The sequence below is a fragment of the Shewanella surugensis genome (genome assembly GCF_023284005.1).
Lineage (GTDB): Bacteria > Pseudomonadota > Gammaproteobacteria > Enterobacterales > Shewanellaceae > Shewanella > Shewanella surugensis.
Genome location: NZ_JAKIKS010000028.1, coordinates 1 through 19065 on the forward strand (window position 1 = coordinate 1; position 19065 = coordinate 19065).

Below are 19065 nucleotides of genomic sequence, written 5' to 3' on the forward strand. Positions count from 1 at the left end.
AACCCACTCTTCATGAGAACGCTTAGTCATATTAACTCCTGATATCATAGTCAGGGGTTAACATAAGGGATCGATGAACACGGTTGAAGATGTACTTGCTCGGACGGTTACCGTTCTCTGCATAAATATAAATGATTTTATTGACATGATAAGTGCAGATAAATTTCAATGAATAGGGGAAGTCTACTGTATAAACAAAGACATTGAGACATTATTTAACTAGTATATGAAGGGGAACAGACAAGAATTTTTTTAACACTCTTTTCTGAGTTATCTGCAGCCCACAAAAGATAGAAAGACGAACGTACCAACTGGTATCAGTCCGTGTTATTACAAACGATAGATAAAAGTTATTACCGCAGTCTCTATGGCCTATTAACCCTTATCCCTGAATAGTCTGTGACTGTAAAAAGTGATACAGTTCATCAATACTATCACTTTCAAAAATAATCTCACTATCTTCATAATGAAACACATCTGGATACTCTTCTACATACCCATCTTCCCCTGCGGGGTATTCTCCAAGATGATTAACGCTCAGTACTGAATATTGAGAGGTAACCATTTCATCATCCATGGAACCTGCATAATCCACCCTTAAGACAAAATAGGCATTCTCGGTACAAAAAGTATAATGAGAACAAATACCGTCACCCATTTTTTCATCATTCACTAAGGGGAAAGATGAAAAATCTAAAGCTATTTTCTGCTCATTTCTACCTTGATATTGAAGCATGATAAAACCTCCTTTTTATATTAACACTCAATAAATGTCATATTTCATCGTAATTAACGACTTTCATTTCCTCATTCACGTTATCTATACCTTTGATTTCATATTTTCCAGCACCTGAAACGGCACCAAAAAACGAAAAAGTCCTTCTACTGATTCACTCTCAAATACAACTTCCGTCGTTTCATCGTGCACGATGTCAGGTAAATTATCTGTTCCTATGTTTCTAGCAGTACGCACTAAATAACGAGGGTAATCATTTGAACGCTCTTCAGGCTTAGCGTAATTAACCCACAAAACTAAATATTCTCCAGATTTTATTCGACTTTCACAGTGAAATAAAAAACTCGGACAATCATCATCATTCCAGCTTTTATCATGTAAAAAAGGAAAGTCTGAGAGATCAAATCCTAAATCAAAATCTTTCCCGAATTCATCCTGAAATTGATACATAAAAACCTCAACTCTGAATGTTAGAAAATCAATCTACAACCTCCATGTCTTATATGACAATCTTAAAGGGCTACAAAAAAATAGAATAAATAACCTAGATATAATTCTACTCTCCATTAATAGTAATTACGCCCACTCTATTAGATTAATTAATCTTCCCCAAATAACCTCAGGTTATGAGCAATCTTTTTATCATCAACAAAAAAACAACCCCAAAATTATTCAAAGGTCAATAAAAACAATAAAAATCAACATATAAAGATAAAATATAATTCTATAATCAATATATTTAGCATCTAGCTCACTTTAAGAGCATCCAACATTTGAAAAGGAGCTAAGAATCGGTAAAGCGCCTTAACATCTTCACTAGCAAAAAGGATCTTACTATTTTCATCATGTACAATTTCAGGAGCCGCTACCGTACCAAAGTTTGTCGCCGTTAACACTGAATAACGAGGAAAATCGCAACCTATCATTGAGATATCTTTGTTCTCTACCCACAGTAATAGATACTTTTTATCGTTCGGAGGCAAACTATGAAAAACAAAACTAGGACATTCATCAAGATGAAAACTCAAATTATCTAAAAAAGAAAAAGTTTTTAAATCAAAGCCTAAGTTAAAGTTTTTGCCAAACTCCCGTTGATATATATGCATAACATTCTCCCTACAAACCGCCTGTCTAAATCTCCCTATATGTCTAATGACGATAAAATCATATTAATAAAGCTATAGTGTTTTAAGAAACAAACACCACTAAAATACCTTGTTACAAAATTCATAATACTATGCATCTGGTTAAAATTCGCCCTACTGTTAGAATGAATCAATAATTAAAAGGAATATATAAATCAAAGGAATATATAAATTTAAACTTATTTATTAAGCAGTTAGATGTAAAAACACCTATAAGTAACAACAAAATAGTGTAAAAATACATTTAATCGACTATTTCGATTTTTAGACAAATATTGATCCTGTAACTAGCTTTAAAGGTTGAGTCAATATGTGATAGTCGATTTCTCATTGTTCAAATTTAAGAAAAGACACTAATTCAACTTCAGCGTAAAAAACATCATTACTGGAATTCCATTAAGTAACGACAAAGCTCATTACTCGACTCACTTTCAAATAACAAGGGGCTCCCTTCCACCTGAGTAAAGTCAACACCCATTAAATCAGACACTCTCGCTTCTAATACCGTATAACGAATATGATGCTGTAAACGTAATGATGTATCTAAATAATCGACCCACAACACTTGGTAGCATCACTGGCCAGAACGATCTAAATGACCAAAAATAAAACTTGGGCATCTATCTTCATGTCTACTTTTATCGTTTAAAAATGGACAAATAGCTAAATCAAAACCAAGATCAAAATTTTCACCAAACGCTTTCTGATATCGATACATAACAAACCTCTATCTGACATCAAATATATCACTTTCATTCTACGCTAAGCACCCCAGTCAAAAAAGCAGCAATCCAATCATTACTTAGATTGAATAGCAGTCAATAAATCACTATTAGAAAGATGTGTTATTAAAGAACGGCCACCAACTTAAGTAAACGAAATCACTAAGGGACGTGGATTTTTTCGGATTATTTCTGCAGCAGGTTGCGGGTTATTAATACAAGGTAGAGCTCGTGTGGTATCGTTGTTCTCGACTTTTATTCGAACGTCGTTCTACCTTCCCATCTATGGGTCGTACATCAATAAGTGATACGCAGTAGGAAAACAGCCACACACGCTATTTGACTAAATGTATTTAATCTTGTTCTGAATACTCACTATAAGAAACATTCTCAACTCAGCCTAATGCTTTTCTCTTATATACTAAACCATACCCCCCTAAAAAATGGAATCATCATGCTCGATAAAAGTCGCTTATCTGCAAAAATAGACACTCAAAATGAAATTGAAAAGTTTAATAAATTAGCAAAAGAATGGCGAGATCCCAAGGGTAAGTTTAAGCATGTTAAAACCTTTAATCAAACAAGATTTAAAAACATTAGATCGGCCATCAACAAGCACTTTGATCGCGATCTAAATCAAGATCACCCCTTTCGAGCGATCGATTTACTCGATATTGGTTGTGGCGCAGGGCTATTATCAGAACCCTTAGCCGATCTGGGGGCAAACGTCACAGGGATCGATGCTAGTGCGATGAATATTTCCATCGCTAAAGAGCATGCACAAAGTAAAAAAATCAAGGTAAACTATCAACATTGTTTAGCGGAAGAACTTCTCACGAATAACATAGCGGGTGTAGACAAAAAGTTAATATTAAAAGGATATGATGTGATATTGAATACTGAAGTCATTGAGCATGTTAATGATAAATCAAAGCTTATCCATACTTGCTGCCAATTATTACGACCAAATGGATTATTAATAATGGCAACATTAAATCGCACCATTAAATCATATCTAATTGCGATAATAGGGGCTGAATATATTATGCGATACCTACCCATTGGTACTCATCAGTGGAAACACTTTGTCAAACCAAGCGAAATAATCACACAATTACACACTCATCAAGTTAATGTGCTTTATAGTCAGGGCATGAGCTTGAATCCTTTCACTCATCGATGGTATACACACAAAAATACCGATGTTAATTACCTTCTTTACGCCACAAAACCTAAACTGATTAAAACATAAATTTCACTCTAGATTGCTAAAGCTATTTCACTTATCATCCCTTCAAATTAGCCGTATAAAGACAGGAATAATTGTGTCAAAGATTGATATCATCGTTGGAACAACCTTAGGTAATGCCGAATATGTTGCCGATGAAATCGCCTCTGAACTCACCGCATTAGGGCATGAGATCCAGTTGCATTTAACCCCGAATCGAACAGAATTAACGCAAGATTCACTCTGGTTTATCGTATCATCGACTCATGGAGCAGGCGATCTACCCGATAATATTCAACCTTTTTTTAATGAGATCGAACAAAACCAACCCGATCTAAGTCACAAGAAGTTCATTATTTGTGCGATTGGAGATTCTAGCTACGATACGTTTTGTCACGGCCCAACCAAGCTAGAATGCCTACTTGAACACTGCTCGGCTAAAGCCTGTGTGGATAAGATTGAAATAGATGTTCAGCGCGATCCCATACCTGAGAAGGCCGCATTATCTTGGATCCTTAAAAGGCAAGATCGACTTTAAGATCGAAAACACCAGATCGCATCTAGATCCACTCACAAGTTAGATCGTGTTTATCCACATATTGTCGTCTTATTGTATAAAAGTGTGGGTAAGCTATTATTTACCCCCAGTAGAACTCTGTATTATTCAACACACGATCATGGTCAAGAACTACCCTGTGGATAAAGCAGCGATCTATCCCCACGTTATATCCAGTTTGATCCCGATCTGATCACAGGAATATACTCTCATTAAACATTGATTATAATAAAGAATATAGGTTACCCACAGAAAAGTGCGATCTTAATAGTAATAACAATAATAGATCTATATAAAGATCTTAAGATCTATTAAGCGATCGCACTGGATCAAAACAAGTGAAAATGATCGTTCACCTTCTGTCGATCAAATGCTAAAATGCCCTGCTTGAAATAAATTATGTCTTTTACCAATCGAAGGTTATTTAATGCTTTTTCATGAACGCTTTGATGTGATCGTTGTGGGTGGTGGTCATGCTGGCACAGAAGCGGCTTTAGCTGCAGCTAGAATGGGATCAAAAACTCTACTTCTCACCCATAATATTGATACATTAGGACAAATGTCCTGTAACCCAGCCATAGGCGGAATTGGTAAAGGACATTTAGTCAAAGAAATTGATGCCTTAGGTGGAGCAATGGCAACAGCCACTGATTTTGCAGGTATCCAATTTAGAACATTAAATTCCAGTAAAGGCCCAGCCGTTAGAGCAACACGGGCTCAAGCTGATAGAAATTTATACAGACAAAAAATACAAAATATTTTACAAAATCAAACCAATTTACGTATTTTTCAACAAGCAGTAGATGATTTAGTTGTTGAAAATGAAAAAGTTACTGGTGTTGTAACACAAATGGGCTTGGCTTTTGAAGCACCGACTGTGGTATTAACTGCAGGTACATTTTTAGGGGGTAAAATTCATATTGGACTTGAAAATTACAGTGGTGGCCGTGCTGGCGATCCTCCTGCAATTGCGCTTGCGCACCGATTACGTGAATTACCTATTCGAGTCGGTCGTTTAAAAACCGGAACACCACCAAGAATTGACGCCAATAGCATCGATTTTACCCAGATGTCAGAGCAAAAAGGAGATGATCCTCTCCCCGTAATGTCATTCTTAGGTCATGTAGGACAGCATCCAAAACAAGTCTCGTGTCATATTACTCACACTAACGAACAAACTCATGAGATTATTCGAGGTGGTTTAAATCGAAGTCCTATGTATTCTGGTGTTATTGAAGGCATTGGGCCACGCTATTGTCCTTCAATTGAAGATAAAGTACATCGCTTTGCAGATAAAAATTCTCACCAGATCTTTATTGAACCAGAAGGATTAAATACTAATGAGATCTATCCCAATGGGATCTCAACAAGTTTACCCTTTGATGTTCAACTGAATTTAGTGCGATCGATCAAAGGGATGGCACACGCTCAGATCATAAGGCCAGGTTATGCGATCGAATATGATTATTTTGATCCACGGGATCTTAAAAATTCATTAGAAACAAAAACCATCAGTGGGTTATTTTTCGCGGGGCAGATCAATGGCACAACAGGTTATGAAGAAGCGGGAGCTCAAGGTTTACTCGCTGGCATGAATGCAGCTTTACAGGTTCAAGGAAAAGAAGCTTGGTGCCCACGACGTGATGAAGCCTATTTAGGTGTACTCGTTGATGATTTATCGACGCTAGGAACGAAAGAACCTTACCGTATGTTTACCAGTCGAGCGGAGTACCGTTTATTATTACGTGAAGATAATGCTGATTTACGTTTAACAGATAAAGGGCATAAATTAGGGTTAGTTGATGATCATCGCTGGGCTATATTTAATGAGAAAAAAGAAGCAATTGAATTAGAATTACAACGTCTTCGTAGTCAATGGGTTCATCCTAATTCACCACTAATTGATGTATTAAATCCAGCATTAAATTCTCCTATCGCGAGAGAAGCGTCTTTTGAAGAGTTATTAAGACGCCCTGAAATGGATTATCCGAAACTAATGGCGCTAGAAGGATTTGGCCCAGGACTTGAAAATAAACAAGCGGCTGAGCAAGTGCAAATTCAAGTGAAATATTCAGGTTATATTCAGCGTCAGCAAGATGAAATCGATAAAGCCATTCGTCATGAAACGACAGGATTACCGTTAGATTTAGATTACCAAGAAGTCCCTGGATTATCGAATGAAGTGATTGCTAAGATGAATGAACATAAGCCAGAAAGTATAGGTCAAGCTTCTCGGATTTCAGGTATGACACCCGCTGCAATCTCTATTTTATTAGTGCATTTGAAGAAACGGGGTTTATTAAGAAAAAAAGCTTAATAAAAAAGCACTGAGAAACCAATGGCTTCTCTTTATATTTGCGTAATAATGATAGTAAACTTATCACCTTAAACGGATTAATTAGCTTGTTCTTCGAGGATGTATTCTGTGTTATCAGCACAATTAAATGATTATCTGGCTACCATGGGCCTAACTGCGACAATGCAGCAAAAGCAACAATTACTTGATTTTGTTAGCATGCTACATAAATGGAATAAAGCTTATAATTTAACGGCTATTCGCGATCCCGAGCAGATGTTGATCAAACATATTATGGATAGTTTAGCGGTATCTGAACATTTACAAGGTCAACGTTTTATTGATGTCGGTACGGGTCCCGGTTTACCTGGGATCCCACTTGCCATTTTAAATCCGGATAAAGAATTTGTATTACTCGATAGTTTAGGTAAGCGGATCCGTTTTCAAAAACAGGTTAAGTTTGATTTAGGCATTAGCAATATTAGCTCAGTAGAAAGTCGCGTAGAGGCATACCATCCTGAACAAAAATTTGATGGTGTACTGAGTCGAGCTTTTGCCTCTATTCAAGATATGTTGCATTGGTGTGTGCATTTACCGAACGAGACAGGTTGTTTTTACGCCTTAAAAGGGCAGTTGTCCGCAGAAGAAATGAAAAATTTACCTAACGGGTTTGAAATCACCGATGTGATTGAATTAATAATACCTAAATTGGATGAGCAGCGGCATTTATTGCGAGTCGTAAAGCAAAATACATCATTAGTGTAATTGAGTAGTTGCATTCTGCTGTAGCTTCAAGCAATTTGTATTGATTGCTGTGCAAAATTCATGCAGAAGTGATAGTCAGCAAATGAAGTGGAAGTTTTTTAAGTCGACATGACCGATAGGATGATATTTTGGGAAAAGTGATTGCCGTAGCCAACCAGAAAGGCGGTGTTGGAAAAACAACAACATGCGTTAATTTATCGGCCTCATTAGCAGCGACGAAACGTCGGGTTTTATTGATTGATCTCGATCCTCAAGGTAACGCCACCATGGGCAGTGGTATCGATAAGTATACGGTTGAGCATACTGCTTATGATTTGCTTGTAGAAGAAAAGCCTTTTTTTGAGGTTGTGTGTCGTGATACCAGTGGAAAATATGATCTCATTGCAGGGAATGCCGATGTAACGGCTGCCGAAGTCAAGTTGATGAACTTTTTCGCTCGAGAAGTTCGTTTGCGTAATGCGTTAGCACCGATTAAAGATGAATACGATTTTATCTTTATCGATTGCCCACCGTCACTCAATATGCTTACGGTTAATGCCATGTCAGCAGCTGATTCTGTCATTGTGCCTATGCAATGTGAATATTATGCTTTAGAAGGGTTAACCGCATTAATGGATACAATTAGTCAATTGAGTTCAATGATTAATAATGGCCTGCATATTGAAGGCATTTTACGTACCATGTACGATCCTCGTAATCGTCTTTCTACCGATGTGTCTGATCAATTAAAACAGCATTTTGGTGAAAAAGTTTATCGTACTGTTATTCCTCGTAATGTTCGTTTAGCTGAAGCGCCTAGTTTTGGTACTCCTGCCATGTATTATGAAAAATCCAGTGCCGGAGCTAAAGCTTATCTTGCTTTAGCGGGGGAAATTATTCGCCGTGAAGATGAGAACGCGAGCAATAAGCAAGCACAAGCTTAAGGGAATACTATGACACAAAAGAAAAGAGGCTTAGGTAAAGGGTTGGATGCATTATTAAGTACCAGTCAAGCCGTCCAACAGCGAGAAGCAGTATTCACGGGCAGTGCAGACATAGAAACATTGTTAGATGTGAATAAAAAAGACCAAGCACATGAATTACTGATTAATCTCGATGTGGATTTATTAAGGCCGGGTCAATATCAACCTCGAAAAGATATGTCAGCTGATGCATTGGATGAATTGGCAAAATCGATAGCCAGTCAGGGCATTATTCAACCCATTGTGGTGAGAAAAGTATCAGCAACGGGTTATGAAATTATTGCAGGTGAAAGGCGCTGGCGCGCGGCCCAATTGGCTGAATTATCGAGTATCCCTTGTATTGTCAAACAAGTGGCCGATGAAGCGGCGATGTCCATTGCCCTAATTGAAAATATTCAACGAGAAGATCTTAATGCCATGGAAGAGGCGATTGCACTGCATCGGTTATTGCATGAGTTTGAATTGACCCATCAACAAATTGCCGATTCAGTCGGTAAATCGCGAGCAACAGTGTCTAATCTACTACGGTTAAATAGCTTAAATGATGCCGTTAAAAAAATGTTGGAATATGGTGATCTTGATATGGGGCATGCTCGGGCTTTACTCGCTATTGAAGGTGATGAGCAAACTATTTTGGCAAGATTAGTTGTTTCTAAAGAACTCACCGTACGAGAAACAGAACGATTAGTGAGTAAAACCCTTTCTCCGCCTCAAAACGTCGATAAGCCCGAGAAAGATCATGATGTTTACCGTCTAGAGAACCAATTAGTGGAGCGATTAGGTGCAAAAGTATCAATTACTCATAATAAAAAAGGCAAAGGAAAATTGGTAATAAATTACCAAGATTTAGCTGAACTCGATGGAATTATCGAGAAAATTGGCTAAAAAGACCAAGTTAAAGCAATATTATGTAAATTTGTAACAATTGTTAATCTTATCATTTAGGACTTTTGACATAAATCACGTTAAAAGTCTCCAATTTTATTCAGTTAAACTTGCTTTGAAGTGCCGAAACGGTATACTTTCGCAAGCTTTTTGTCCCTCGACTTTCATACGAATGTTCAACATTCGGTTATCGATAACAAAAAGTACTAATGCGGAGGAGATAAGTTGAGTAAGATTTTAGCTCGTCGTGGCCGGCGATCAGCCTATAAGTTAGTGATGATGCAGGCGGCGGTAGCTGTGACTGCTTCAATTTTCTTTTTCGCGATGTGGGGAGCCCAGTTTGGTTATTCTGCTTTAGCAGGTGCTGCCATTGCTGTGCTTCCTAATTTTGTATTCGCAACCCTCGCTTTTTCCCATACGGGAGCAAGTGCGTCAGCAAAGGTCATTAAGACTTTTTACTGGGGGGAAGCGGTAAAGATGCTGTTAACGATTGTAATGTTTTCGTTGGTGTTTATTTATATAAAGGTGGTTTTTATGCCACTTTTTGTTTGTTACACATTAGCGTTGACAGTGCATTGGGCAGCTCCTTTATATTTCAAGCAAAGTTAAGTGGGATGAATCATGTCTGCATCTGCAACCGGTGATGTAACACCGCAGGGCTATATCCAGCATCATTTGACTAACCTATCGGTTGGTGAAGGGTTCTGGACATGGCATATTGATTCGTTGCTCTTTTCGGTTGGTCTTGGCGTTTTGTTTTTATGGATATTTCGTAGCGTTGGAAAAAAAGCGACAACAGGCGTTCCCGGTAAACTTCAATGTTTTATTGAGATGATTGTTGAGTTCGTTGACAGCAGCGTGAAAGAAACTTTCCATGGTCGCAATCCTGTTATAGCACCGCTAGCGTTAACAATTTTTGTGTGGATTTTCTTAATGAATCTCATGGATATGGTACCTGTGGATTGGATACCAGCCTTGGCCGCAGCAGCGGGCATTCCATACATGAAAATAGTGCCTAGCACTGACGTAAACATTACTTTCAGCTTAGGCTTGGGTGTGTTTGTGCTGGTTATTTATTACAGCATTAAAGTCAAAGGTGTGACAGGTTTTGTAAAAGAGCTGACGTTACAGCCCTTTAACCATTGGGCAATGATACCTGTCAACTTGTTACTTGAGTCAGTTACTTTAATTGCGAAGCCTATTTCATTGGCATTGCGTTTATTTGGTAACTTGTACGCAGGTGAGTTGATTTTCATCCTTATTGCGCTTATGTATAGTGCCAATTGGGCGATAGCTTCACTAGGTGTAAGTCTACAACTAGCGTGGTTAATCTTCCATATTTTGGTGGTTACATTGCAAGCGTTTATCTTCATGATGTTGACCATTGTTTACTTAAGCATGGCACATGAAGATCACTAAGGGTAGTTGAAGATTTTATTAAACTAAATCAATTAACTAAATAAAGATTTAGAATACTGGAGATAGAGATGGAAACTGTATTAGGCATGACAGCTATTGCTGTTGCTCTGTTGATTGGTATGGGTGCATTAGGTACTGCTATCGGTTTCGGCCTTTTAGGTGGCAAGTTCTTAGAAGGCGCTGCGCGTCAACCAGAAATGGCGCCTATGCTGCAAGTTAAAATGTTCATCGTCGCGGGTCTATTGGATGCCGTAACGATGATCGGTGTGGGTATTGCACTGTATATGTTATTTACTAACCCATTGGGTGCAATGCTGTAATAAACGCTTCTGTCTTTAATCTAAATAGGAGGCTGTTGTGAATTTCAACGCTACCTTAATCGGTCAGACGGTCGCCTTTATTATCTTCGTGTGGTTTTGCATGAAGTTTGTTTGGCCCCCTTTGATGAATACCATCGAAGAGCGTCAAAAAAGGATTGCTGGCGGTTTAGCTGATGCTGACCGTGCAGCAAAAGACCTAGAGTTGGCACAGGCGAAAGCCACTGATCAACTAAAAGAAGCCAAAGCTAAGGCAAATGAGATAATTGAGCAAGCGAACAAACGCAAAGCTCAAATTGTTGATGAAGCCAAAGTGGAAGCAGACGCTGAGCGCGCTAATATTATCGCTCAGGGTAAAGCAGAAATTGAAGCTGAACGTAATCGCGTGAAAGAGGATCTGCGTAAGCAGGTTGCTTCTCTAGTCATCACTGGCGCAGAGCAAATTCTTGAGCGTTCGATTGATGAAGCCGCCCATAGCGACATAGTTAATAAACTAGTCGCTGAAATTTGATAAGGGAGTTGAGTTATGGCTGAATTAACCACCATTGCTCGTCCTTACGCAAAGGCTGCGTTTGACTTTGCTATTGAGCAAAATGCCGTGGATAGTTGGGCAGAAATGCTTAACTTTGTGTCTTTGGTAAGTGAAAACGAAACCATACACCCATTGCTTACTGGCGTATTGTCCAGTAGTAAGCTTGCAGAACTCTTTGTCGGAGTTTGTGGTGAGCAACTCAATGAGCATGGTCAAAACCTAGTTAGGGTAATGGCTGAAAACGGTCGTTTAGAAGTACTACCTGCTGTATATCAACTTTATGTTGAGTTTCGTAATGAATGGGCGAAGGAAATAGAAGCGAATGTCGTTTCTGCAGTCGAGCTAAGTTCAGAGCAAATACAGGAGATTAGTGTTTCTTTAGAGAAACGTCTCGCACGCAAAGTTAAGCTGAATTGCAGCATAGACACCACGCTTATCGCGGGTGTGATCATTCATGCAGGAGACCTCGTCATTGATGGCTCGGTCCGCGGTAAAATATCGCGTCTGTCTGATAAGCTGCAGTCGTAATTGGGAGTTTGAGCATGCAACTGAATTCCACTGAAATCAGCGATCTGATTAAACAGCGGATCGAGCAGTTTGAAGTCGTTAGTGAAGCTCGCAACGAAGGTACTATCGTTGCAGTAAGTGACGGCATTATCCGCATCAACGGCCTAGCCGATGTGATGCAGGGTGAGATGATCGAACTGCCTGGTAACCGTTTTGCTATCGCGTTGAACTTAGAACGCGACAGTGTCGGTGCCGTCGTAATGGGCCCTTATGCCACATTGGCAGAGGGTGACAAAGTTAAAACCACGGGGCGTATTCTTGAAGTCCCCGTTGGTCGTGGTCTACTGGGCCGCGTCGTTAATACGTTAGGTGCACCTATCGATGGAAAAGGACCTGTTGAACATGACGGTTTCTCTCCTGTTGAAGTGATAGCCCCAGGTGTTATTGAACGTAAATCAGTATCACAACCTGTTCAAACAGGCTATAAAACCGTTGATTCCATGATCCCAATTGGTCGTGGTCAACGTGAATTAATCATCGGTGACCGTCAGACGGGTAAGTCTGCCTTGGCGATCGATGCCATCATTAACCAGAAAGATTCTGGCATTAAGTGTGTCTATGTCGCGATTGGGCAAAAAGCCTCTACCATCGCTAACGTAGTTCGCAAGCTAGAAGAGCACGGCGCATTGGCGAATACCATTGTGGTTGTGGCAACGGCGTCTGAAGCAGCTGCATTGCAGTTCTTAGCACCGTATTCTGGTTGCTCAATGGGTGAATACTTCCGCGATCGCGGTGAAGATGCGTTAATCGTATTTGATGATTTGTCTAAGCAAGCCGTTGCTTATCGTCAAATTTCATTACTATTGAAGCGTCCTCCTGGACGTGAAGCCTATCCTGGTGATGTTTTCTATCTACATTCTCGTTTACTTGAGCGTGCATCACGCGTCAATGAAGCGTATGTAGAGAAGTTCACTAAGGGTGAAGTAAAAGGTAAAACCGGTTCTTTGACCGCGCTACCGATTATTGAAACCCAAGGCGGTGATGTTTCGGCATTCGTACCGACCAACGTAATTTCGATTACCGATGGTCAAATCTTCCTTGAAACAGATTTGTTTAACTCAGGCCTACGTCCTGCTGTTAACCCAGGAATCTCTGTTTCACGTGTAGGTGGTGCGGCGCAGAGTAAGATCATTAAGAAATTGTCTGGTGGTATTCGTACTGCACTAGCACAGTATCGAGAGCTTGCAGCCTTCTCACAGTTCGCATCTGATCTTGATGATGCAACACGTGCTCAACTAGAGCATGGTGAGCGTGTTACCGAATTAATGAAACAAAAGCAATATGCACCAATGAGTGTAGCCTGTCAGGCTGTGGCGATTTTCGCTGCCGAGAAAGGTTACCTACAAAGTGTTGAGCTGAATAAAGTCGGTGATTTCGAAGCATCTTTGCTCTCGTTCATGAACAGCGAGCATGCTGACCTAATGAAGAACATCAACGAAACAGGCAGCTATAATGCCGACATCGAAGGTGAACTGAAGGCTGGCCTCGACACGTTCGTAGCAACCCAAACCTGGTAATGACAAATGAGGTGTCTTAAGGCACCTCTGGTCCAGATTGGAGAGTAAAGATGGCCGGCGCTAAAGAGATTAAAAGTAAGATCGCGAGTGTTCAAAACACTCAGAAGATCACTTCCGCCATGGAAATGGTGGCAGCTAGCAAGATGCGCAAAGCGCAAGATCGCATGGCTGCAAGTCGTCCATATGCGGAAACGATGCGTAAGGTGATTGGTCACGTGGCGCAAGGTTCTCTCGAATATAAACACCCCTATTTAGAGGTGAGAGATGCTAAGCGGGTGGGCTACATTGTAGTGTCTACCGACCGTGGTCTTTGTGGTGGTCTGAACGTTAACCTGTTTAAAAAGGTTATGACAGACATGAAAAATTGGCAAGAGCAACAGGTAGAATTTGATTTCTGCCCTATTGGTGCTCGTAGTGTCCTATTTTTCAAAAGCTTTGGCGGTAACGTACCAGCACAAGCTTCAGGTTTAGGTGATGCACCTAAACTCGAGGATTTGATTGGTTCGGTACGCGTGATGCTAGAAGCTTACAATGAAGGCAAGCTGGATCGTTTGTATATTGTGTATAACAAATTCGTTAACACCATGTCGCAAGCGCCTGTGATCGAGCAACTGCTACCTTTGCCGAAGTCAGATCATGATGAGCGTGCTCATCATTGGGATTACATTTACGAACCGGATCCAAAAGCACTTTTGGATACCTTATTAGTGCGCTATGTGGAATCTCAAGTTTATCAAGGTGTTGTCGAAAATATTGCGTCTGAACAGGCTGCCCGTATGGTAGCAATGAAGTCTGCAACCGATAATGCGGGTGATATGATTAATGACTTGCAACTGGTTTATAACAAGGCTCGACAAGCAGCGATTACGCAAGAATTGTCGGAAATTGTTTCAGGTGCATCAGCGGTTTAGGCTAGGTAACGAATACAAGTTTTAGAGGATTAATCATGAGCACAGGTACTGTTGTCCAAGTGATTGGCGCGGTTGTGGACGTTGAGTTTCCACAAGATGCCGTACCTCAGGTATACGACGCTCTAAAAATTATTGGTGAAAGCTCTTGTAAAGGCTTGGTGCTGGAAGTTCAGCAACAGCTTGGTGGTGGCGTAGTCCGTACCATCGCTATGGGTACATCCGATGGTTTGAGTCGAGGTATCGAGGTAGAAAACTCAGGTTCACCAATTTCAGTTCCGGTTGGAGATGCGACGTTAGGTCGTATTATGAACGTATTGGGTGAGCCTATTGATGAAGCGGGTCCAATCGGTGAAAAAGAGCGTTATGTTATTCACCGTGATGCGCCTTCATATGAAGATCAATCAAGCAGCACTGAGCTTTTAGAAACGGGTATCAAGGTTATCGATCTTGTGTGTCCGTTTGCTAAAGGTGGTAAAGTCGGTTTGTTTGGTGGTGCGGGTGTTGGTAAAACAGTTAACATGATGGAACTGATTAACAACATCGCTAAAGCCCACTCAGGTTTATCTGTCTTCGCAGGTGTAGGTGAGCGTACTCGTGAGGGTAACGATTTCTACTACGAGATGGAAGATTCAGGTGTACTCGATAAAGTGGCCATGGTTTATGGTCAGATGAACGAGCCTCCAGGAAACCGTCTGCGTGTGGCCTTGTCTGGTTTGACCATTGCTGAGAAGTTCCGTGACGAAGGTCGTGACGTATTATTATTTGTTGATAATATTTATCGTTACACTCTTGCGGGTACGGAAGTATCAGCGCTGCTAGGGCGTATGCCTTCAGCGGTAGGTTATCAGCCAACATTGGCTGAAGAGATGGGTGTGCTTCAAGAGCGTATTACATCGACTAAAACAGGGTCTATTACCTCTGTTCAAGCGGTTTATGTTCCTGCAGATGATTTAACCGATCCATCACCAGCAACCACATTCGCTCACTTAGATGCGACTGTAGTATTGTCACGTCAAATTGCTTCTTTGGGTATTTACCCAGCGGTTGACCCACTGGATTCGACGTCACGTCAACTTGATCCTTTGGTTGTTGGTCAAGAGCACTATGACATTGCAAACGGTGTTCAAACCGTACTACAACGTTATAAAGAACTAAAAGACATCATCGCCATTCTGGGTATGGATGAATTATCTGATGAAGATAAAACAACCGTAGCACGTGCCCGTAAGATTGAGCGTTTCTTGTCTCAGCCATTCTTTGTTGCTGAAATATTTACTGGTTCTCCAGGTAAGTACGTTTCACTTAAAGATACTATCCGTGGCTTTAAGGGACTATTGGAAGGTGAGTTTGATCACATTCCTGAGCAAGCGTTCTACATGGTTGGCTCTATCGACGAAGCTGTCGAAAAAGCGAATAAAAAGTAACTCGCCTTGGGCCAGTTTAATAGCAGACAGGGTGATGGCATGACAATACGTCTTGATGTTGTGAGTGCAGAAAGCAGCATCTTCGGAGATCAGGTACTGAGTTTACAAGTAACTGGTGGCGAAGGTGAACTAGGTATTAAGCTAGGTCATGCGCCTTTGCTGACAAGCATTAGACCTGGCATGGTACGTATCGCTAAGCTCGATAGTAAAGAAGAAGTGTTTTATCTTTCAGGCGGCTTGCTTGAAGTTCAACCAACTTCTGTTGCTATCATGGCAGATGTGGTCATGCGTGCTGATGATATTGATGAAAAAGCCGCTGAAGAAGCCAAGCGTCATGCAGAGGCCAGTATGGCTAATGCTGGAGCTGACTTCAATTATGCCGCTGCGGCAACCGAGTTAGCGCAAGCTATTGCTCAATTGCGCGTCGTTGATACCATCAAGAAAAGCCTAGGTAGATAAGGTTATTCTTCACTGACAATGTTTGATATAGCAGTGTGATTTACCTGCTTAATAAAAAAGGCGCCTGATGGCGCCTTTTTTGTGTTCTATATTTCTTATTATTTCCTTATTCGTATAAAAAAGGAGTGTTGTTTATAACGGCTCTTTTTGTTATTGGCTTACGTGATGATTATCTTGTAGTATTTGTGATTGTCAGTCGTCTTTGAGGGAGCAGTAGTGCAAGTTGAATGCAATTGGGTGCAGTTAGGTGATTTCAAACTCGATATACAGCAACATATTTTATATTGTAATGACACTGAGCTTTCCGTTGAGCCTAAGGTCCTCCAACTCTTATTATATCTTTATCAGCAACAGCCGCGTTATGTCACTCTGCAAGAGCTGCATGATAATGTGTGGTCCGATAGAGTCGTCTCTGATACTGCGGTCCGCAGCGCCATTAAAAAGCTCCGTACGCTGTTTAATGATACCGATCTTAATACCCCTCAATATATTAAATCGGTGCCTAAAAGAGGCTATAAACTTGTCTGTCATATCGAAGTGCATCCTAGTGATAATCAAGAACAAGCTATGCCCGTTAAAAGTGAGGCTGAGTCGAAAGCGTTCCATACAATAGCGGTTAATCGGACAGGCTTAAGGCAGTGGACACCTTGGTATTATATCGCGTTGGCGGTAGTTATATTGATGATCACATTGTCTATTTTCAGCGCTAAGCAGCTTATTTCAAAAGCAATACCGTCTGAGAATATCATTGGTTTGACGTCAGTATCACCATTTCCAGGAGAGAAGTTCACGCTTGAAGTGAGTAGTGATGATAAGTTGATTGCGTTTACGGGCAAGCTTGCAAGTGAACAAGATAATCAAGTTTACCTACTCGATAAACAAAGCGGTCAGGTTAGTCAGCTGACCTATGATGCCAGTAATGCCACCTTTTTATCCTTTGCAAAAAATAATAGCCAGATTATTTATACCGATCTTATTGCGGGTGCCTGCTCACTCAAAAGGGTGTATTTGGATGGACAAAAGTCTGAGTTAACCCCATTATTGACCTCGTTTCATTTTATTGGTGATGTGCATATAGGGCAGGCTGAAGATGAAGTCATCGTATTATTGGCAAAAACACTCACTGATACGCCTATGTATTATCGTTTAAACCTCGATTCCTTAGCATTAAGTTTACTGTTATCGACCAGTAATACAGGCGAAAACTTTTTGATGGCTAAACTCTCTCCTGATAAGCAGAAAATTGCCGCGATAAAAGAATTGAATAACAAGCAAATTGAGTTAAGTGTGATTGATTTAACCTCTAAGCGGCAGCTTTTAAACAAAGTATTACCTCATTCAACACCACGATTAGATTGGAAGAGTGATACCGAGCTATTGCTGTTATATCCCAATAAATTAGTGTTGTTGGATCTCACTTCTCAGACAGAAGAGACACTATTAGTCGACGCTGAGAGTCGATTTTCTTGGCTAAGTGCAAGTAAAAACAAATTAACCCTATTGCAGCAAGACTTGTCACGTAAAACGCAATTTTATGTAGAAGAAAGCCTAGAACCCGCACAAACTTGTGCCCTAGATATGTGCTATCAACATGATTTCTTAAATATTGAGGGGGGGGTGAGTTCGGTTTTTTATGCCGATGCACAGTACAAGTGGATCACCACCAAGTTTGGGGAAACCAATGAGTTGGCTTTATATGATGAAGCCGCACATACCAAGCAGGCCTTTTTTATTGGGAGTGATGAGATTGAGATCCTGCAATATTCAGTGGAACAATCTGCTCTACTCGTCAAACTAGCTAACCGATTAGCAATATTAAGATTGAATGCCGCTGCTGGACAGGATATAGAGGGACAACGTGAACAACAGCAAGCAACACTGACTTATTTAACGGCGCGACATCAAGTGGTCAGCGATGCCATTTTTGTCGTAGCGGAAGAGGGGGGCTATGTTTTTTATGGTGAGCGGATCGGCGGGCATTGGCAAATACAAAAGCTTGATTTAACCAATATGCAAACAGACGTGTTTATACAAGATTATCGATCCATTCGTTCCACCCGTGATGGGTATGTGTTAGCGAATGAGTCGGGTTGGCTATTTACCATGGCTAATCATCAAAAAACCATTATGCCACTTAATAAGCAAATTAATTTTACTGACATCACTCGTTGGTATGTCAGAGGAACCATGGTGCTTTGGAGTGATTTTGATTATCGCTTTAGCTATATACATGAGTTTAATTTACTGAGTAAGCAGCACCAAATACGCAAGGCTCGCTTCTATCACCTCTTTCCTCGTATCGCATTATCTCCCGTAGATAATAAGTTACTTTATCGTTCAAATACAATTGAACATAATGAAATTAAAGAACTTATATTTGATACCAATTTGGATAAATAAATAAATATGTATTCAGCGAGAATTCAAAGCACGGTGGATAAGGCGGATACTTGAAGCTAATAGTTGTTCTATATCAAGAGTAGCCAACGCAGTATAACGTGCTTTGAAACTCGCACAAAGTGAGTCTCTCAGCCATTCCACTTCTACGTTTCATGAACTCACAAGGGAACAACCATTCTGTCATTCATGGGCCTTGAATTGAAATACCTGAGAGTCTCTGAATT

Annotated in this window: 20 protein-coding genes; 16 read left to right on the forward strand and 4 right to left on the reverse strand. The window is 40.3% G+C overall.

Annotated elements, in window-relative coordinates:
* Positions 1-382: 382 nt before the first annotated feature.
* The 4 genes from L2764_RS09160 to L2764_RS09175 all read right to left on the reverse strand — a co-directional run bounded on the left by L2764_RS09160 (position 383) and on the right by L2764_RS09175 (position 2446).
* Positions 383-736 carry a hypothetical protein gene (locus L2764_RS09160; RefSeq protein WP_248939921.1) on the reverse strand — a complete coding sequence of 118 codons (354 nt, stop codon included), beginning with the start codon at positions 734-736 and terminating at the stop codon, positions 383-385.
* An 84-nt stretch (positions 737-820) separates the two neighbouring features.
* On the reverse strand, positions 821-1186 hold the full coding sequence (locus tag L2764_RS09165; protein WP_248939922.1) for a hypothetical protein: 366 nt from the start codon (positions 1184-1186) through the stop codon (positions 821-823).
* Positions 1187-1482: 296 nt separating this feature from the next.
* Positions 1483-1842, reverse strand: coding sequence for a hypothetical protein (locus L2764_RS09170; protein ID WP_248939923.1), 360 nt, complete (start codon positions 1840-1842; stop codon positions 1483-1485).
* Between the two features lie 421 nt (positions 1843-2263).
* The gene (locus L2764_RS09175) at positions 2264-2446 is read right to left on the reverse strand and encodes a hypothetical protein (RefSeq protein ID WP_248939924.1); all 183 of its coding nucleotides are present in this window, start codon (positions 2444-2446) and stop codon (positions 2264-2266) included.
* A gap of 611 nt (positions 2447-3057) precedes the next feature.
* Here L2764_RS09175 and ubiG point away from each other — a divergent pair.
* The 16 genes from ubiG to L2764_RS09255 all read left to right on the forward strand — a co-directional run bounded on the left by ubiG (position 3058) and on the right by L2764_RS09255 (position 18841).
* Positions 3058-3855, forward strand: a complete 798-nt coding sequence (gene ubiG, locus L2764_RS09180) for a bifunctional 2-polyprenyl-6-hydroxyphenol methylase/3-demethylubiquinol 3-O-methyltransferase UbiG (protein WP_248939925.1) — start codon at positions 3058-3060, stop codon at positions 3853-3855.
* A gap of 73 nt (positions 3856-3928) precedes the next feature.
* The gene (gene mioC / locus L2764_RS09185; protein ID WP_248939926.1) at positions 3929-4369 is read left to right on the forward strand and encodes an FMN-binding protein MioC; all 441 of its coding nucleotides are present in this window, start codon (positions 3929-3931) and stop codon (positions 4367-4369) included.
* 445 nt (positions 4370-4814) lie between these two features.
* Positions 4815-6704 (forward strand): tRNA uridine-5-carboxymethylaminomethyl(34) synthesis enzyme MnmG, encoded by a 1890-nt coding sequence (mnmG, locus tag L2764_RS09190; protein WP_248939927.1) that lies wholly within the window; start codon positions 4815-4817, stop codon positions 6702-6704.
* A 108-nt stretch (positions 6705-6812) separates the two neighbouring features.
* Entirely contained in the window at positions 6813-7448 is a 636-nt protein-coding gene (rsmG, locus tag L2764_RS09195; RefSeq protein ID WP_248939928.1) for a 16S rRNA (guanine(527)-N(7))-methyltransferase RsmG, read from the forward strand.
* A gap of 128 nt (positions 7449-7576) precedes the next feature.
* Positions 7577-8371: a ParA family protein gene (locus L2764_RS09200; protein WP_248939929.1), complete on the forward strand. Its 795-nt coding sequence runs from the start codon at positions 7577-7579 to the stop codon at positions 8369-8371.
* Positions 8372-8380: 9 nt separating this feature from the next.
* Complete coding sequence (locus L2764_RS09205) at positions 8381-9295, forward strand: ParB/RepB/Spo0J family partition protein (protein WP_248939930.1); 915 nt, start codon at positions 8381-8383, stop codon at positions 9293-9295.
* A 225-nt stretch (positions 9296-9520) separates the two neighbouring features.
* Positions 9521-9904: an ATP synthase subunit I gene (locus L2764_RS09210; protein WP_248939931.1), complete on the forward strand. Its 384-nt coding sequence runs from the start codon at positions 9521-9523 to the stop codon at positions 9902-9904.
* A 12-nt stretch (positions 9905-9916) separates the two neighbouring features.
* Positions 9917-10714 carry a F0F1 ATP synthase subunit A gene (gene atpB / locus L2764_RS09215; RefSeq protein WP_248939932.1) on the forward strand — a complete coding sequence of 266 codons (798 nt, stop codon included), beginning with the start codon at positions 9917-9919 and terminating at the stop codon, positions 10712-10714.
* Between the two features lie 68 nt (positions 10715-10782).
* Complete coding sequence (atpE, locus tag L2764_RS09220; protein WP_028773422.1) at positions 10783-11034, forward strand: F0F1 ATP synthase subunit C; 252 nt, start codon at positions 10783-10785, stop codon at positions 11032-11034.
* Positions 11035-11071: 37 nt separating this feature from the next.
* Positions 11072-11542: a F0F1 ATP synthase subunit B gene (gene atpF / locus L2764_RS09225; RefSeq protein ID WP_248939933.1), complete on the forward strand. Its 471-nt coding sequence runs from the start codon at positions 11072-11074 to the stop codon at positions 11540-11542.
* Positions 11543-11557: 15 nt separating this feature from the next.
* Positions 11558-12091, forward strand: coding sequence for a F0F1 ATP synthase subunit delta (gene atpH / locus L2764_RS09230; protein ID WP_248939934.1), 534 nt, complete (start codon positions 11558-11560; stop codon positions 12089-12091).
* 14 nt (positions 12092-12105) lie between these two features.
* Positions 12106-13647: a F0F1 ATP synthase subunit alpha gene (gene atpA / locus L2764_RS09235; protein WP_248939935.1), complete on the forward strand. Its 1542-nt coding sequence runs from the start codon at positions 12106-12108 to the stop codon at positions 13645-13647.
* Between the two features lie 50 nt (positions 13648-13697).
* Positions 13698-14558, forward strand: coding sequence for a F0F1 ATP synthase subunit gamma (atpG, locus tag L2764_RS09240; RefSeq protein WP_248939936.1), 861 nt, complete (start codon positions 13698-13700; stop codon positions 14556-14558).
* A gap of 35 nt (positions 14559-14593) precedes the next feature.
* The gene (gene atpD, locus L2764_RS09245; RefSeq protein ID WP_248939937.1) at positions 14594-15982 is read left to right on the forward strand and encodes a F0F1 ATP synthase subunit beta; all 1389 of its coding nucleotides are present in this window, start codon (positions 14594-14596) and stop codon (positions 15980-15982) included.
* A 39-nt stretch (positions 15983-16021) separates the two neighbouring features.
* Complete coding sequence (locus L2764_RS09250; RefSeq protein WP_248939938.1) at positions 16022-16441, forward strand: F0F1 ATP synthase subunit epsilon; 420 nt, start codon at positions 16022-16024, stop codon at positions 16439-16441.
* 216 nt (positions 16442-16657) lie between these two features.
* Positions 16658-18841: a winged helix-turn-helix domain-containing protein gene (locus L2764_RS09255; RefSeq protein WP_248939939.1), complete on the forward strand. Its 2184-nt coding sequence runs from the start codon at positions 16658-16660 to the stop codon at positions 18839-18841.
* The last annotated feature ends 224 nt before the right edge of the window (positions 18842-19065 follow it).

Coding starts and splice junctions, on each gene's coding strand:
- L2764_RS09250 (WP_248939938.1), top strand. CDS start 16,022: ATGACAATACGTCTTGATGTTGTGAGTGCAGAAAGCAGCATCTTCGGA.
- ubiG (WP_248939925.1), top strand. CDS start 3,058: ATGCTCGATAAAAGTCGCTTATCTGCAAAAATAGACACTCAAAATGAA.
- atpA (WP_248939935.1), top strand. CDS start 12,106: ATGCAACTGAATTCCACTGAAATCAGCGATCTGATTAAACAGCGGATC.
- L2764_RS09170 (WP_248939923.1), bottom strand. CDS start 1,842: ATGCATATATATCAACGGGAGTTTGGCAAAAACTTTAACTTAGGCTTT.
- mnmG (WP_248939927.1), top strand. CDS start 4,815: ATGCTTTTTCATGAACGCTTTGATGTGATCGTTGTGGGTGGTGGTCAT.
- atpD (WP_248939937.1), top strand. CDS start 14,594: ATGAGCACAGGTACTGTTGTCCAAGTGATTGGCGCGGTTGTGGACGTT.
- L2764_RS09205 (WP_248939930.1), top strand. CDS start 8,381: ATGACACAAAAGAAAAGAGGCTTAGGTAAAGGGTTGGATGCATTATTA.
- atpB (WP_248939932.1), top strand. CDS start 9,917: ATGTCTGCATCTGCAACCGGTGATGTAACACCGCAGGGCTATATCCAG.
- atpH (WP_248939934.1), top strand. CDS start 11,558: ATGGCTGAATTAACCACCATTGCTCGTCCTTACGCAAAGGCTGCGTTT.
- atpG (WP_248939936.1), top strand. CDS start 13,698: ATGGCCGGCGCTAAAGAGATTAAAAGTAAGATCGCGAGTGTTCAAAAC.
- L2764_RS09165 (WP_248939922.1), bottom strand. CDS start 1,186: ATGTATCAATTTCAGGATGAATTCGGGAAAGATTTTGATTTAGGATTT.
- L2764_RS09160 (WP_248939921.1), bottom strand. CDS start 736: ATGCTTCAATATCAAGGTAGAAATGAGCAGAAAATAGCTTTAGATTTT.
- atpE (WP_028773422.1), top strand. CDS start 10,783: ATGGAAACTGTATTAGGCATGACAGCTATTGCTGTTGCTCTGTTGATT.